The following is a 15736-nucleotide window of genomic DNA, read 5'->3' as shown; positions in this document are numbered from 1 at the left end:
TCAAAATCAGTGCTTGACGATTATCACATCATGCGGTGCCAATTACATTCCACCAGGATGCCGTCTTTGTAGTAGTTACGATATCGTATGAAGTAATGGAGAAGTTGGAATGCTTAATGCGGTTGTGCCGACCTTCTATCGTGGCGTTCATCCATTGGCAACGATGATAATTGATGATCTCTTCTTGCTGCCAATTCCGCATAGTTCTTACGAGGCTTTGAACGGCCGAATGAAAGATTGATCACCTTGTATGCACCACCGTTCAAAACCGACTTCGGCAATGGCAACGGTTGAGAACAGCCATACCAAGTTGTGAAGGCTTCTTCCCATCCCATGCGCTGCGTAGCAACGAACCATAGTTCAGCAAATTTTCTAATCGCTTGCGGCAATCCTCATTCAATGCGTCTGCAGGCGGATTTAGCAAGCGATGATGGGATTTCAGAAATGTTCGTACGCGCGGCGATAACCGCTGTTGAATGGTCTTTCGAACCTGTACGCACTCGATTACATAACCATGCGCATGAAATCGCTCGGCAATCCGGATCGCTTTGGGGAACATTTGCTGATCCACGTATGATAGGCTTGAGCCAGATCCATCACAACCGCTTTGGGCTGCAGGAGACAGAAGTCTGGATGGGCGGCAGCATAGGTTCGCAAGTCTTCCAGCTTCCGTCCCGCCAGCAAATCGAGCATGTTTCGCTGCGAAGATTATCAACGCCAGTGTTGTAGGTATGACCTTTCTTGGATAACGAAGTCATCCACGCCTAGCACCAACTCAGTCACCGCTTTTGCCTCTCCCCAGGCTTTGGTTTGAACGAGGCTACTCATCTGTGGAATGGCTTCGTGGTGCATACGTTGTACCGTACTCGTCGGTGCTTGTTGCATGCGAGCACTGTGTGTCACCAGGCTGTACAATACAAGCGAATAGCCGGTACTTAGAGATAGGATCTCTTTTCGAAGACAGGGAGATGGCGGATAATCCGCATCCCATTTGTGCCCTTAACGAATAACTTGCATAACGGACAGACAGATCGGACAACATTAACGTTGTTCGACCGGTATGGCCTCCATATTAAGTTCATTGCAGTTGGCAAATAGAATCTGGTTGATATGTAACTCTGGTATGTTAAGAAGTTCGTTGATATACTAGGTTTGCGTCTGCTTGTTCCTTTTGTTGTGGTTTGGGAATTACAACAATACAGGAACAGCAGATGTTTATCCATTTCTACCCATGGATTAATTCGTCAAGCACTGGTTTCGGCTTTGAGCCATATAAAATGGCTATTGTTTGGAAAACGACAGTCGACGAATCAAATCCATCGTTTCAACTGCATCTAATAATGAGTGTTTACCGTTGTAGCTGGTTTTCAGCCGGACAACATGATTCGCAAAATACTCCAACATTCTTACAAAGCCTGGTTTGGCCTCTATATCTTCTTGTTGCGGGGTCAACTCAACGACTTGAGTAGAGCGAGTAGAATAAACACCCTTCTCCAAGTTTGAAAAAGAAATTCTACCATCAGGTATGTATAACTCATAACTCCAATTCCCAAGAGCATGCCAAAATGCCTGAAAAGTGACGGCAACATTCGACTGTGTCCTAATCATTGCCGCGTACCGATGATTAAACGGTTCTTTACTAAATTGATTTTCAAAAGCGTGAACATCCAGTATATCACCTGCGTAAAAACGGATTAGGTCTATGCAATGTATTGAATTTGTCGTTAACAATCTCTCGAGCGCTTCGGCAGTGTATCCTTGTTCTTTCAACATGCGGTAACGCTCAAACCCATCTAACCGCATTCCTAGCAAACCGCCAGAAACATCAATCTGCTGTTTGGCTTGTTCAACTACACTATAGAATCGTCGGTTGAATCCAACCATGACGCTCGTCCGATAAGATTGTGCCATTGCAAGCAATTGTTCTGTCTCGCCAATGTTTAGACCAGGTGGCTTCTCAACCAATATAGGAATTCCATACGGAATTAGCTTCTTCATCACATCTACGATCTCTGTAGCTCCAACGGAGCAAATTAAACCATCCGGCTGCTCTTTCTCGATCATGACATCAATATCCAAATATACGTTATCTATTCCCAGTGCAACCGCTCTAGCATTTCCCTGTTCCGAACGATTGACCGCTGCCATAGGCTGTAATTTAAATCTGCAGTTAGCGTTTCCCCAACGCAAAGCCTGCATATAGGCCGAAGCTATCCCCCCGGTACCAATGATAGCTATCTTCATCATACCCTATTCCACCCAATCTCGAAAAAAATATTATGTGAACGAAAACACTTTCTCAATTGTATGATTTTCATTAATTGGGAGCATTATCATCTTGTTTCCCATTTCATGAGAAGCATGAATCGCGATAACAACCTCTAGTGCCTTCAATGCATCGGAGGGGTCCGCCAGAATTTCTCCCTTAGCTAGATTCTCTAAGCCCACCCGTGTCAGTTCTACAATATCCAAATGCTCGAAAAAATGCTCTGTGACGTGTTTCAGTGGCGTTCCATATCGGGTTACTGGCAATTCGCAATCTTCAGATGCTCTTTTTTCAACCGTCATCCTTTTTTTTGTTTCTTCTATTGTCACCCTGCCATAGGTACCATTAATAATCAGCAAGGGAGGGATTCCTAGATCCTCTGTCATTTCAAAGTATACGCGAATTCCGCAATCCAGATGAACTAGTGCGTAACCCCCCGGATCAAAAAAATGTTTGCCTCTCGGATTTTCTACTCCTTCATCGTTTAGAAATCCTATTAATTTGTCTACTCTTGCTCCTGTCAAGTAGGAGATTAGATCAAATATGTGCATTCCATTGCAACCCATCTGCCCTCCGCCCATCGAGAATGTTACGCTTTCTACCTTTCCAATCTCACCGATCTCCAACAGAGACTTCAGTTCAACATAATCGAGACACCAACGGCGAGAATGATTAACAAGTAAAAGGACATCGTATAGGCTAGCTGTTTCTATCATATTAATTGCTTGCTCGATTGATGTAGCTATCGGCTTCTCACACAATATATTTTTGACTCCCAGATTAACTACCTCGTGGAATATATCGTAATGGCTCGGAGCATTTGTGGAGATCACAACAATATCCGGTTTAAGCTCTACTATCATTTGTTTATAATCGGAAAATCCGCCGCCGCTTGGCAGAAATCCATCGGATATTAATTCTTCTACTCTTGCCACATTCAAATCGGCGCCGCCCGCCAAGTCCAACTCTTTCGAGTTGCGACATGCCTGGATATGTCGAATCCCCATAGGTCCCAAGCCGATTATTGCAACCTTTTTCATATTCAAACCTCGATTCATCATGATATACTGATCCTAATCAATTACTCAGGAGTGTTCCACATGCACGTTCTCATTCTTGGAGATTCTCTAGCACTGCCACGACCGCGACATGCCCATGAATATAATCCGGCAGATGACGAGCCTCTTGCCGTCTCCTTCCGTCATACATATGGTGCCCGCTTGTCTGAATGGCTCTCGAAAGTATATCCGGAGCCACATCCTATCGTCACGAATCGTGCGGGAAGAGCATTTACAATGGTACAAATTCATGATGAATTCGCTAATCAATTATATTTCATGGAGCCAAATGTCATCATATTGCAGATCGGTCTGGTTGATTGCTGGCCACGTAAAGAGAATAATGGTTCTCCAAAAACTTCTCCAAATGAGTTCGAGTCCCGCCTCAGTGCATGCCTTAAGGCTTTGTATTTGCGTCCTCATGTCCGGCTAATCCTAATAGGCATCTTACCATGCGCGGCTTACCTAGAACAAAAATCGCCGGGTGTATTGGATTCTATTGCTTTATATAATTCCATATTGAAGCAAAGTGTCGATTTCCACCAGGTGTTTTTTGTGGACATGGCTTCCGAAGTGGACCCTTATCATCCGAACAATTATTTGCACTCAGACGGGTATCATCTAAGTCCCATGGGTAATGCGCTTGTGTTTCAAAAAATATCTACGTTAATCACCCAATTCGTTGAGAATGATGCTGAGTTTAAGCTGCCCTTGCAGACACTTCCATTTCATGATGAGTATTAGTATCTTTTTTAAGACGACATTTGGCGACTCGCTAAAGCTGGAATATAGGAAGGGGCCAATGATCGATAAGTGATTCCCTGGCGTTCGCCGAACTCAAGCAGTTCTTCCATGAGCCGATAATGCCGTTCATAATAAGCGCGGGGATCGTTATAACGAAAATAAGAAGCATGTGCAAGGTAAACCTCATCTTTAACGTCGTTATCAGGCGTCGATTGACTGTGTTCCCATTGACGTCCTTCTGTTAGTGGAATCCCGTCACATCCCAGAATATAAACAAGTGGTGCTAATGCAGAAGCCGTCGTCAATCCAAGTCTTGTCAGTACATTATAGGTTTGCTTAACCGCAAACGAATCAGCTGATGGAATATTAAATGACGAACTAATCACCGGAATGCCAATCAATTGTTCTTTCACTTGCGGGAAATAGGTAAGCAATAACGGCACATACACCTCTGGGACGATGCAAAACCTTTTTTTATTTTCTAGAAAATTAATAACATATTTTCTATATTCTTCTCCAAATCCCGTGTAACTTAGCCATAGCGGGTCAGAGAATACGAGAATATCTGCTCCTATCTTTTCTACTAAGTCAGAATTCTTTACAATAGTATTACAAATAATTTTAATGGATGGCTCTAATTTCACATCCCATGCTTTCTCAAGTGAGGGCCCTGTGCCGAAAACATAAGCCAGCTCTATATTACTAAATTGACTTTTCATACGTTCGAAGTTCAATATCGATTGAGAGAGATACTCTTTCCTCTGCACATTATGGAGCGTTCGAAAATACAGAAAAGAATAAATTATGGCCTCAGGTGTATCAGAGTACTCCGGATCTACGCAAGCTATTTTCACTTTAAACTCGTTTAAACATTCATCTGCTAATCTATCCTTTTTCCATACGAGTATCAGGTCACATGCCTCTAATTGTCTTCGCCACTGTTGTTCGTTTTCAGAAGTATGAGATATAAATACATCCAAACTGGACCTGTTCGGTAAATACCATTTCAATCTTCTCTCTATGTCATTAAATATGAAATCTTCAGTAATCTCAGGGTATATAAAAATATGCTTAACTACCCCACGATATAGAGGGTAGTACACAGAGTTATTTTCCATCTCAACAGGCTTTGGCGTTACAATATTGGAGTTATCGATTCCAATTTCCCGTAAAGTATCCACAATAGGCTGGGAGTCCAAGTATGCTGCAACAACATATATCCATTGTTTTTTTTCTGGGTGCTCTCGCAGTTGCTGCAGGCTTAATACCGGTTTCCCTCTAAACTCCTTCGCTTCCGATGGATAAGTATTTGCAAAAAATGCAACTTTATCCCCCAATTTAATTTCTTCTATTTGATCCATGTATTGTTCGGCCACTTTACCCGTACCATAAACGACTACGAGGGCAGACTTCGTGAATGCTTCAACAGGCAGTTTAAACTTCACTTCACTAATCGACATCCTTTCAAAAAATACATTCTTCTATTTTCAAGCCTAACCGAAGATAACTATCTATATCGATTAATTTGATCTCCCTGCCAGATTGACGAATGACACGATAAATGTCTTTACTGAATTGACTATTCGTCACAATTACCGCGTTTACTATCTTGCTGGCACTCTCGAATGACTGAATTGCGAGGCCATCCACCTGCAACCCTAATTTTGTAATGTCTTCGTCAATTATACAGCTCAAATCAAGATGATGCTCATGGCAAGCATGATAAAAAGATTTGCCGAATGCCCCGTATCCCCATAATCCATACTTATAGCCCGCACTAATTAAAAAATGAAATAGTTCATTGTTTTTGAATAATGCATTTGGCTTAAGCCTGTCGTCAAATTCGTCATTTTTTAAATATAAATACCGGTAATACTCATATTTACTGATAAAATTTTCTTGACCGCAATCCATCATGTCCAATTCTTTCAAGCCTTCATCTTGAATGAGTTGGTAAAGTTCTCGATAATTCCCCTCGGATTTTTCGAACATATAATAAAAGTTATCAACCGCACGCGAGTAAAAGCTTCGTTTATATCGTTCAAAGATGCCGAGTTCCTTCATTGAATTCTTAACGGCTATTAATGCCTCAAGCACACATTTAGGATTCCAATGAACATTACTTGTGATTTGATTTTGTAGATTGACTCGATAATAATACAAGGGCTTATCCGTATCAATGTATATAACTTTTTGGGCCTTAGTTAATATCATATATCCAAAAAAGTTATCGTTACAGTTTTTTATATCCTGAAATTTAAATCCACTTTCTATTACAAAGACTCTTTTATATAATTTGTTCCATGGGGCACAATTGATTAGCTGAAATACTTGATCGTTCAGTTGCTCAAAACTAAAACAACTGCCCTCGAATTCCCTCATAAAATACAAAGGGAACGACAAATGAAACGTGCTTTTCGTTATATTATTATACTTGTAATAGTCATAAGTTCCCAAATCCGCGTCGTATTCCGCACATCTATTGTATGAAATCTCCAACATTTGAAGGTCACAAAAATCGTCTGAGTCAATAATCGCCAGGTATTCTCCTCTTGCATACTCCATTCCAAGGTTCCTTGACTTTGCTGCCCCTTGCTTAGCTTCGTTGTTTATTACAATAATTCGAGAATCACGAGCCTCATATTCCTTTAAAATGTCCAACGATTGATCCGTTGAGCAATCGTTGACGCATATAATCTCGATATCTTTTAACGTTTGCTTAACCACGCTATCTAGACAATCTCTCAAATAGGGCTCCACATTATGAACAGGCATAATAACTGAAACCTTGATCATCCTCATTACCCCCTGTGGCTATATCTATCACCATTAAAGACGAAACTTCAGCAATGATTCTATTCTTGCAATTCGATCAGGATGGTCCTGATTCGTATCCAAATACTCGGTTAAGTAACGTTTCATCTCTTCTTGCAACAGAGCTAAATTAGCCGCATCGTTATTTTCAATAGCGATTTCACTTATTAGACTCGCATGATACGTATAAAATCGCTTCACCCAAATGCCGGTATTGGGGTTTATGTTGTTCTTGTCAAACCGTTCTAAAACTGCCGCATATGCTTTTAAGCTCCCCATTCGTTTGACGACGTTCTTGGAATGAAACGCTGAATTGGCTCGCTGATAATAATGATAATACGGCTGTTCCAGATACACCGCGTTTCCGGCTTTTAGTGCACATTCCGTAAATAAAAGCACATCACCTCCGACCACCATCTCTTCGTCTAAGCGAAGATGATAACCAGAGTCTTTAGTTGAGGTAAAGAATTTTGCTTTAAATAATTTATTGCACAGATATGCACCGAATCCAGGATATACATCTCTAATGAAAGTGTAATTCAAGATGTGCTCCCGGCTTAATAACCCTTGCGGTATCGGCTTTTTGTTTCTAAACGGCATGCAGTCAACGTCAGTATCCTTAAACAATCCCGTACAGACGATATCAGCTCCTTCTACTTCCATTGCCTCGCATGCCGCTCGATAAAAATCCAACTCCACCCAATCGTCCGGATCGATAAAGCCTACATAATCGCCGCAAATAAGATCCAGTCCTGCATTCAATGCAGACGGATTGCCTCTATTCTTCTGATGAACAACCGTAAACCTAGAATCCTTACTGGCATACTCATCACAAATAGCACCTGATGCATCCGTTGAACCGTCGTCAATACAGATAATTTCAAGATTTGTATATGTCTGGTTGACCACGCTTTCCAGACACTTTCGTATATATGGCTCCACATTATAAACAGGGATAAGGATTGAAATTTTTTTCATTGTATTCCCACTTTCATGAATCCTTACTTTTTCAATACGCGTTCCTTAATTGTCTGATAAACTTTCGCCCCACTCGATCCATCCGTGTTGACATATGCCTTTTTCGCCATTCCTTTACGATTCTCAGCTAATGGATCGTAACCTTCCGAGAACTTCTTAATAAGATCAAACCACGGCTCTTGTTCATCAAATGCATAATAAAATGCATTATTAGGAATTAAAGAACCCTCAGGCATAGAGCTCCCCCAGAAGAGGACCTTCTTTTCCGTCAACAAAAAGGAGCGCAGCAGCGAACCTACATTTGAAATGATCACGTCTGCAGCCTTTAATGCAGGAATATAATCAGCCGACTCATCTAAAATGATGTGCCTATAAAGAGGATCCCGGTTTCTAATTGAACTCGTTAACCTAACATAATATTCCATAAAAAATGGTGAATACTGCTTAATGGAGGCTTGAGTGAGCGGATGCGGACGCCAAATAACAATGCTGTTCGGATCAACTGTTGGTATATTCAAAAAATTGATCAGTGTTTCCAATCGGTTAAATAAATTATTGGCAAACATAAGAACAGGCGTGTTTATCAAATACACTCTCTTGCCCTGAATTCTTTCTACCCATTCGATAGGGTAGTCTATCTCATTGTTCATCGCCTTAACCAATGCGTCAAATTTAGGTGAACCAAGCACGAGCAACTTTTCCTTAGGAACACCTTGACGAAGGGCCCCTTGCTTTAAAAACTCATTAACAAGGATCACTTTATCAATGTTTTTAATGCCTGGGATATCATAGGCAAGTCTGCTGTCACTCTCTGTGGGAGGAACAAACGAGGAAACATGATAAGGTACATAGACCAGCATATCCGTATATTGCTTCAAATTCGATGTGAAAAAATGTTCGTGGACTCGAGTTAACGTATTGTATTGATCATAGATGTTATGTACAAAAATAATGTCCGGTTGCTCAGCTTCCAGACTATATTCGTTAAAATGCGTTACAGGTATATGAGCCGGAAATAACTCACCTTCATAGGCGGGAACAGCTCCGTCTTGAGACAACTGATAATAAGGAATCGGCACGACCTGAGCAACACAGTCCGGGTCATTGGCAGCTGCCTCGTAAACGGACTCCAAACTATCCCACATGGATGCTTTATAGGGAAAGAACACGACATTGAGCTTTGGTTTAATTTCGACTCTCAGTGTCGTCTGGAGGTCCCTTACAAGTTTCCGAAGCAGCGCGACTGATTTATCATTAACAAATGCTCCCTCCGCATATAAATCTTTAAACATCGCTTGTAAATGTATTAGTTTATCTACCGTTCTCCCAGGCGCTGTCTCTTCTTCTTCCAATTGTGCAGAAATAGCTTCGATCGCTCCCAAGCAATCGGATATCGCGCCCCGCCGATCACTAAGCGTTCTCATTTCCTCTACCATATCTGAGACAGTATCTAGTAAATCAAATATCCTAGTTTTCATGCTACGAAACATAATTGCAGCTCCTTGCTGAGTTTAAGTGATTAACTCGGTTATTTCGATAAATACTTTCTTGGTAGCCAAGAAAGCTTCCAGCATTCCCGCGATTACAATAGACTCTCGCGGAGTGAGTTTAAAGCTTTTTTTCTCATTCCCGTTAATTAGTGAGATAAAGTCGCTTAATTCATACCGAAGACCTTCGCCAACGAATTTGGAAAAGAACTTCTCGTTCTGACTAGGATCCTCGTGGCGAACCTCGAAATATTGCGTCTTCCACCAAGGCGCTTCCACATAGATATAGCCCTGCGTACCGGAGATGAGCAGATGGCCTTCCGACTTCACTCCAAGCCCTACTTTGGCGGTAGACAAAGCGTTCTTGTATTTCAGATGTATCTTAGTGTATAGATCAACGCCGTTCTCATCTTCAAAAGACTCGAAACGAATGTCGGTATAGTTCGTCCCCAGCAGCTTAATAATGGCCAGAAGCGGATAACTCGCAAGCTCTGTAACACTTCCACCATTCTCCTCTGGACGCAGCTCTCGTATATCACCCGATACCAGCTTTGTAAAAGATGCCTCTACGTCACGAATCTGACCAATTCTTCCGCTTCTCGCAATCGCAAGAAGCTGCAAGAAGCCAGGCGCATAAGCTGTTTTAATCCCCTCTAACAATATCAGACCTTTATCTTTTGCAAGTTGATACACCTCTTCTGCCTGTGAAACTGCTAGCACCATCGGTTTCTCGCACAGAACATGCTTACCGGATTGAAGAGACTGCCTAATATACTCGTGGTGCGTATTGTGTGGGGAAGCAATATATACCGCATCAATTTTTTCGAAGAACGTTTCCAACTGATCCGTATAGAACTTCAATTCAAACTGCTCAGCGAACTTACTGGCGCTAGCAAGGCGCGGGTTGTACACGCCCTCAAGATTAGTACCGCTCACGTACTTCACTTCCGGCGCAAACCGAGCCGCAATTCTGCCGCTGCCTATAATACCAAGCCTAATAATGCTATGGTTCTGCTGTCTGATCATCGTGCTGGAAATACCCTTTGTCCGCTCCAGATAAACAACATCGCAATATTGCCTTAAGAACTCAAACTTCCCTTTCCAATCCGAGCCGACCGTAAAAATATCAATGCCATACTTCTGAATATCTTCAACCTTCTGACCTTCGTGATCCTCAATAATGATTTCATCCGCAAAGCCGGTTGCCTTAATATTCTCAATCCGCTCCATAAGCGAGTTGATGACATTCATTTTCCCTCTTTTTTCGTCGTACTGTTCCGTCGTAACACCAACGATGAGATAATCGCCGAGCTCTTTGGCACGTTTCAAGAGCTTGTAGTGCCCTTCGTGAAACAAATCGAATGAGCCATATGTAATTACCTTTTTCAAAAGTTGCACTCCTTTCTAGACAAGCAATATGCAGTTAGCTTAAAGCTTTACTTCCTTTCAGCCTCGGGCAAGAGCTTATATCTCGTTGCAGGATGACCCTGACGCTGTTCAATAGGCGGCAGCTCCATATAATTACCGAATTTAAACGAAAGATACTCATCATAATTTTTGGCCGCAGGAAATAGGTGGCCCTCAAACTCAATCTCAGCCAGTTCTTCATACCATCTTCGGTAATAGCCGTAATATCCGTTGTTTGGCGTTGGAAACATTAATTTACGGACCATTTGAGTCGGCTTGCGGTTATAGAAGCGCATCAATATGTCATGCAACCAGAAAACTACATCTCTTGGAATAAGCGATAAAATGCTGAAAATGCCGCGCATGAATGCTTGCCGATCTGATTTCGCACCAACCGCGGACCAGAGCATCTTGCGAATGACCGTGCATGCGAAATTATGAATACGGCGGACATACTTGTTATCTGGGACATTATCAAGCGGGAATATATCTATAAAAATCCCGGTTGGATACGGCATATGCTCCTGCCCCTTGCGCAGAAATTCCGTTCCTTTTCTTCTAATCTTCCCATAACCCCAGCGGTATCCAGGCGTATTCTTGTACGTCTGCAGATAGAAGCGAGACTCGTCCAGTTCTTCTTCGCACACTTTACAAAACCGTTCATACTCCGAGCGAAACATAGCCACGTCCGCATCATCGTCCCATGGTATGTAACCCTTATGACGTACAGCGCCAAGTGTAGTTCCAGCAATAATACAATATTTGATATTACGCTTTTTACATATTCGGTCAACCTCTAGCAACATCTCTAATTGAATAAGCTGTAATTGACGTAAATCTTCTGGAGGCATTGTTGTATATTCAGGCTGCAAGATAACTCCCCTCTTTCAATCCGTTCGAAGTCTCTTACTACATATATCGACATTTTCTCTTAATTTTATTATGCTCGTAGACTCGAAGTCTTCAGAATATATTTTCCAATACTTAATCTACCACATCCCGATGACACTAATTAGAGAAAAGCGTTGATTCTCCTCTTAATACAACAAAAGAAAGCCTGAGAATATCATCTTTCAGGCTTCCTCCCCCAAGTTATTTGAATCATTAATTCATAAAGCTTGACAGCCAGCCAACCTGTGCATTGCTATTTGCGATGGCGGTGTCCATTTTGGAGAACATGGAATAGTAGTTGTTTTCTTTGGTCGTGAGTTTATCTTGCATATCAAGAATCTTCACATTTAATTTATTTACTTGATTACCTAGTGTATTTGTAACTTTATCGTAGGCTTCCGAACCTGAGCCGGCTGTCTTAATAATGTTCGTAATCGTGCTGCTTGAGGAGGAATAAAGTCTTTGCATAACACCTTGTTCCTCTGTCGTGTCAGTAAGGGACTGATTCGCGAATATCTTAATGACACCCTGCGGATCCCTGGAAATCGCATCCTTCAGCTTCGTTGCGTCAATGGAAAGTTTGCCCGCATTCGTCGTATCCCCTTTCGTATATCCCGAAGTCGTAATTCCGATTTCGTAGAGCGCATTCATGTCCGATGGCAGCGTGGAGACAGAAGAATACGAAATTTGACGCATCGAATCGCGAAGCTGCTGCAGATTGCTATCTCTAGCTAATAGCCCGCTCTTAGCTTTGGCTTCCCAATTGGTAATATCCGTTTCGTTCATCGCTTTCTTCTGATCGTCGGTCAACGGCTGAAAATCACGGTAAACAGGCTCGTTAATCTTCGTATTCAAGCTTGTCAGCAAATCGTTGTATTTGTTAACAAAATCCGTTATCGAGTTGTAGATGGAGTCTGTATCCTGGTTGACGTTCACATTAATACCCGCTGCATCTGTTTGGCCTTTCAACGTATATGTCACGCCGTTAGAGGTTACTGTATTGGTGGCATATGTACCGTCAACGCCGTCAATCTTCACCACCGCGTTCTTCCCTTGCTGAGCTGCAGCAGGCGTAGATAAGTTGAATGCCGTCTGGAAATTACTCGAAGCTCCAAATACGATCTTGGCAGTATCGCCAGTGGTCTTGCTTGCAACGCTTATCTTATCTGTCACCGAATCATAATACATGTTAACGCCAGCCGAGGAGCTATTCACCCTAGCCATCACAGAATTCAACGTATCTGTTGATGAAATGGTGAAGGATTGACCATTTATTGTAAAAGTGTCACCTGTTAAATTCACTCCTCCCGCCAATTTTGCTGATTGAGAAGATAACGTTGTGCTGCTATCCAGCTTGAACGATTGTCCTTCGTTCAATCCAAGGCTAGTCAGCATCGTCGCATCGCCACCACCAGCCTCCACTTTCAGCTGAGGTAAATATGCGGGATCTCCCTGGGGAGTGAGCTTTAAAGTGCCTGAGGTCGTATCGGCTTTAATTTGATTGGCGCCAAAGGACTTATCCATCGCAGACTGAATTGCTGTTTGCAGCGTAGCACCGTCAGCATAGACTCCAGCAGCAACAGTGACCGTCTTCGTTACACCATTCAAGGTTACATTAAGTTGATTTTTGTCGGATGCGATCGTTAGACCCGCACTCAGATTTGCAGTTCCTTCAAGCTTCGCGGATGCAGTGACCGCGGAGCTGCTTACCGCGTTAGCTCCTCTCGCCAATGAGGTTACAACAATATTATGAGTGCCCGCGGAAGCAGTTCCGACTGAGGATACGTCAATCTTCGACGTATCAGAAGATGTCGAAGATGTTTTACCCCATGAACCGCTGAAACGAAGTGAGGACAAGGAATCGCGGAATGCGGCTAATTTCACATTAATGTCGCGATAAGCCTGAGCCTTCCAAGCTAGCTTCTGATCGGTTTGCTTTAATTTGTCTAACGGGGCTCTTTCTGCCGTCATCAGCTTTGTGACCATGCTGTCAATATCCATACCTGACCCTAAGCCTGCTATCCTCATGACCATATGCTATTACCTCCGATTAAGTTCTCTTACTATTAATATCGTTAATTGGACCCCAATTGTTTAATGTTTCCTTCTATTTCGTGTCTATAATAGTGCGTTAACGAAAGAAACCCCTTGAAGCTTAGGAAACCTCCCTAAAAATGCTTTTTTATAACGTTTCTTATCGGAATGATTTCTTGTATGTTTACAGTACAGCAGATATAAGCTCGGCTTATCCGGATTGAGAATAATCGCTTGAGCAAGCCAATCTAAGCCTTGTTCCATTTCACCTTGGTTTAGATACAACTTCGCGAGATTCTCATAGCCAGCGGCCTGCAGGGCATTCTCCTTAAGGAGCAGCGAATAATAATCCAGACTCAGTTCAATCTGATGGACAGAGTAGAAATAATCGCCAATATAATTAATCGTACTCGGGCCTGATAAATGATTAATTAATAAGTCATATGCTTCATAAGCTTGAAGATTAAACAGCTGCATAACCAGCTCATTGAAGAATGTATAGTCTTGCTCTTCAATTGAGGCAGGCTCCTCGCCTGTCAGCACAGCAACAACAGAACCCCAAACGTTATATAACGGGTGATTCTCCGTAAGCTGGAATTCCTTGATGTGAACCGAATCTCTCCAAATCAATAAAGCAAGCAAACGAAGCTTTACAAACAAAGGCTCCATCGCTTCCGTCTGACCGATCTTCTCATTCACACGATTAAATAGCGGCAAGTCGTTAACCAGCAGCGCGTAATCAAGACATTCAGGCTTGCCCGGTTCTACCTGCAGTGAGGTCAATTGATCATAGTATCGTTGGGCGAGCCCTCCAGCAGATGCCATAATGGACACGCGGAACAGAAGCAGCAGATTGGCAGGCTTACCCGCAGGATACAGCTTCTCCAGGAAGGGGATGATTTCCGACTCCGGTTCGGACTGAGCAAGAATCTTGATGAGCTTGAATAATACGGCAGCGTCATCTGGCGTATGGTTCAGCACCTTGGACAAGTAATAAACGCTTCGCGCGAAGTTCTGTTCATTATAATAGAGCTGTGCAAGACCTCGAGACGGGAACACATTAGCGAATTGCGATCTAATAATGGTCGCTGATCTCCCCGACTGATTCGCAGTCTCTTCGATCTCGATTGCTTTCAAATACGATGTCTTCGCCAAATCATGAAATCCCAGGCTCTCATACAGAAAACCGGAGTAATAATGATAATCGCTATACCCGCCCCAGCGCTTCAGGCCGGTTTGTATCATTTGATTAGCCTTGGAATACTCATGTATAAGCAAATAGTTCGTTACCATGAAATCACTGCAGTGCGGGATCCAGTTCAAGCTAAGATCAGACCGCTTATAAGCCCGTTCGTAACACTCCAGCGCTTTCTTGACCTCACCTGCATTCGCGTACTCATTGCCCAGTGTGAAATCGTAATAGGGATCAAGCTCATCACCGTCTCTTTGAATCGCATCAAAAATTTCCATATTGCGCTTAGATTTTTCTTTCCTTGCTACCGTCTCATCCGTGTAACCGGAATGAAAAATGGTAAATTCCATTGGGATACATTCAACTTCACCGTAGGTATACGTCAATTGCTCATGAATGGGTCTTGTATAATAAAGGTCTGGCGAGTTCGGGAATAGTCTAGCAGCAGAGGACTGCAGCAAACCATTCATGCTCTCTTCATTCTGACCTGTCATATTCATAATCGTCAGCAAATAGCCTCGCGGCAAACTTGCATCAGCTTGTGATATAAAGCTTCTCAGCTTGTCATGATTTTCTTGTTCAACAAACTCGTCGGCATCCAGAACAAGAATCCATTCCCCTGTCGCTTTCCGAAGGGATTCGTTCCGTGCAGCGGAAAAGTCCCTCGTCCACGTATAATCATACAGATTAGAAGTATAACGGAGAGCGATTTCTTTCGTAGTATCAGTTGATCCTGTATCGACAATGATGATCTCGTCCACGAGCCCCTTTACGCTGTCAAGGCATCGTGCCAATGTGCGCTCTTCATTCTTTACGATCATACAAAGGGATAGAAGCATCGTAATCGTTCCTCCTAGCTTTAACA

General features: G+C 42.6%; 11 protein-coding genes and 3 pseudogenes. 1 reads left to right on the top strand and 13 read right to left on the bottom strand.

The genetic code is table 11. The features are described from left to right. Positions 1–28: 28 nt before the first annotated feature. The 4 genes and pseudogenes from A8990_RS32735 to A8990_RS13375 form a co-directional block, all read right to left on the bottom strand. A pseudogene (locus tag A8990_RS32735) lies at positions 29–559 on the bottom strand (transposase). Then, entirely contained in the window at positions 505–693 is a 189-nt protein-coding gene (locus A8990_RS32125; RefSeq protein ID WP_245996002.1) for a hypothetical protein, read from the bottom strand. The pseudogene A8990_RS32735 and the gene A8990_RS32125 overlap by 55 nt, the downstream one beginning before the upstream one ends. Before the next feature lie 588 nt (positions 694–1281). After that, a complete protein-coding gene (locus A8990_RS13380; RefSeq protein ID WP_116189546.1) occupies positions 1282–2247 on the bottom strand; it encodes a Gfo/Idh/MocA family protein in 966 nt (321 codons plus the stop codon). Between the two features lie 30 nt (positions 2248–2277). Next, positions 2278–3327 (bottom strand): Gfo/Idh/MocA family protein, encoded by a 1050-nt coding sequence (locus A8990_RS13375; protein WP_116189545.1) that lies wholly within the window; start codon positions 3325–3327, stop codon positions 2278–2280. A gap of 39 nt (positions 3328–3366) precedes the next feature. Here A8990_RS13375 and A8990_RS13370 point away from each other — a divergent pair, with 39 nt between their 5' ends. Further along, a complete protein-coding gene (locus A8990_RS13370; RefSeq protein WP_181909568.1) occupies positions 3367–4068 on the top strand; it encodes an SGNH/GDSL hydrolase family protein in 702 nt (233 codons plus the stop codon). Positions 4069–4076: 8 nt separating this feature from the next. Here A8990_RS13370 and A8990_RS13365 read toward each other — a convergent pair whose 3' ends face one another. From A8990_RS13365 to A8990_RS13330, 9 genes and pseudogenes are all read right to left on the bottom strand, one after another. After that, positions 4077–5513: a hypothetical protein gene (locus tag A8990_RS13365; protein WP_147306806.1), complete on the bottom strand. Its 1437-nt coding sequence runs from the start codon at positions 5511–5513 to the stop codon at positions 4077–4079. Positions 5514–5532: 19 nt separating this feature from the next. Beyond that, positions 5533–6864: a glycosyltransferase family 2 protein gene (locus A8990_RS13360; protein ID WP_181909567.1), complete on the bottom strand. Its 1332-nt coding sequence runs from the start codon at positions 6862–6864 to the stop codon at positions 5533–5535. Between the two features lie 33 nt (positions 6865–6897). Beyond that, positions 6898–7860: a glycosyltransferase gene (locus A8990_RS13355; protein WP_116189541.1), complete on the bottom strand. Its 963-nt coding sequence runs from the start codon at positions 7858–7860 to the stop codon at positions 6898–6900. 23 nt (positions 7861–7883) lie between these two features. After that, on the bottom strand, positions 7884–9350 hold the full coding sequence (locus A8990_RS13350) for a glycosyltransferase family protein (RefSeq protein ID WP_116189540.1): 1467 nt from the start codon (positions 9348–9350) through the stop codon (positions 7884–7886). Positions 9351–9371: 21 nt separating this feature from the next. Further along, positions 9372–10334: pseudogene (locus A8990_RS13345) on the bottom strand (Gfo/Idh/MocA family protein); the annotation flags it as partial. A 12-nt stretch (positions 10335–10346) separates the two neighbouring features. Continuing rightward, positions 10347–10736 (bottom strand): annotated as a pseudogene (locus A8990_RS32730) (FAD synthase family protein); the annotation flags it as partial. A 47-nt stretch (positions 10737–10783) separates the two neighbouring features. After that, complete coding sequence (locus tag A8990_RS13340; RefSeq protein ID WP_220376807.1) at positions 10784–11626, bottom strand: LicD family protein; 843 nt, start codon at positions 11624–11626, stop codon at positions 10784–10786. Positions 11627–11858: 232 nt separating this feature from the next. After that, positions 11859–13679, bottom strand: coding sequence for a flagellar filament capping protein FliD (gene fliD / locus A8990_RS13335; RefSeq protein WP_116189538.1), 1821 nt, complete (start codon positions 13677–13679; stop codon positions 11859–11861). An 84-nt stretch (positions 13680–13763) separates the two neighbouring features. Next, entirely contained in the window at positions 13764–15710 is a 1947-nt protein-coding gene (locus A8990_RS13330; protein WP_116189537.1) for a glycosyltransferase family 2 protein, read from the bottom strand. Positions 15711–15736 lie beyond the last annotated feature (26 nt).

The organism is Paenibacillus taihuensis, assembly GCF_003386535.1.
Classification (GTDB): Bacteria; Bacillota; Bacilli; order Paenibacillales; family Paenibacillaceae; genus Paenibacillus_Z; species Paenibacillus_Z taihuensis.
The sequence above is the reverse complement of the archived record's forward strand: the minus strand, read 5'-3'. Positions and strand labels throughout refer to the sequence as shown.

Bases quoted from the DNA above. Each gene is read 5' to 3' on its own strand.
- A8990_RS13370 (WP_181909568.1), top strand. From the start codon at position 3,367: ATGCACGTTCTCATTCTTGGAGATTCTCTAGCACTGCCACGACCGCGA.
- A8990_RS13375 (WP_116189545.1), bottom strand. From the start codon at position 3,327: ATGATGAATCGAGGTTTGAATATGAAAAAGGTTGCAATAATCGGCTTG.
- A8990_RS32125 (WP_245996002.1), bottom strand. From the start codon at position 693: ATGCTCGATTTGCTGGCGGGACGGAAGCTGGAAGACTTGCGAACCTAT.
- A8990_RS13380 (WP_116189546.1), bottom strand. From the start codon at position 2,247: ATGATGAAGATAGCTATCATTGGTACCGGGGGGATAGCTTCGGCCTAT.
- A8990_RS13330 (WP_116189537.1), bottom strand. From the start codon at position 15,710: ATGCTTCTATCCCTTTGTATGATCGTAAAGAATGAAGAGCGCACATTG.
- A8990_RS13350 (WP_116189540.1), bottom strand. From the start codon at position 9,350: ATGTTTCGTAGCATGAAAACTAGGATATTTGATTTACTAGATACTGTC.
- A8990_RS13355 (WP_116189541.1), bottom strand. From the start codon at position 7,860: ATGAAAAAAATTTCAATCCTTATCCCTGTTTATAATGTGGAGCCATAT.
- A8990_RS13360 (WP_181909567.1), bottom strand. From the start codon at position 6,864: ATGATCAAGGTTTCAGTTATTATGCCTGTTCATAATGTGGAGCCCTAT.
- fliD (WP_116189538.1), bottom strand. From the start codon at position 13,679: ATGGTCATGAGGATAGCAGGCTTAGGGTCAGGTATGGATATTGACAGC.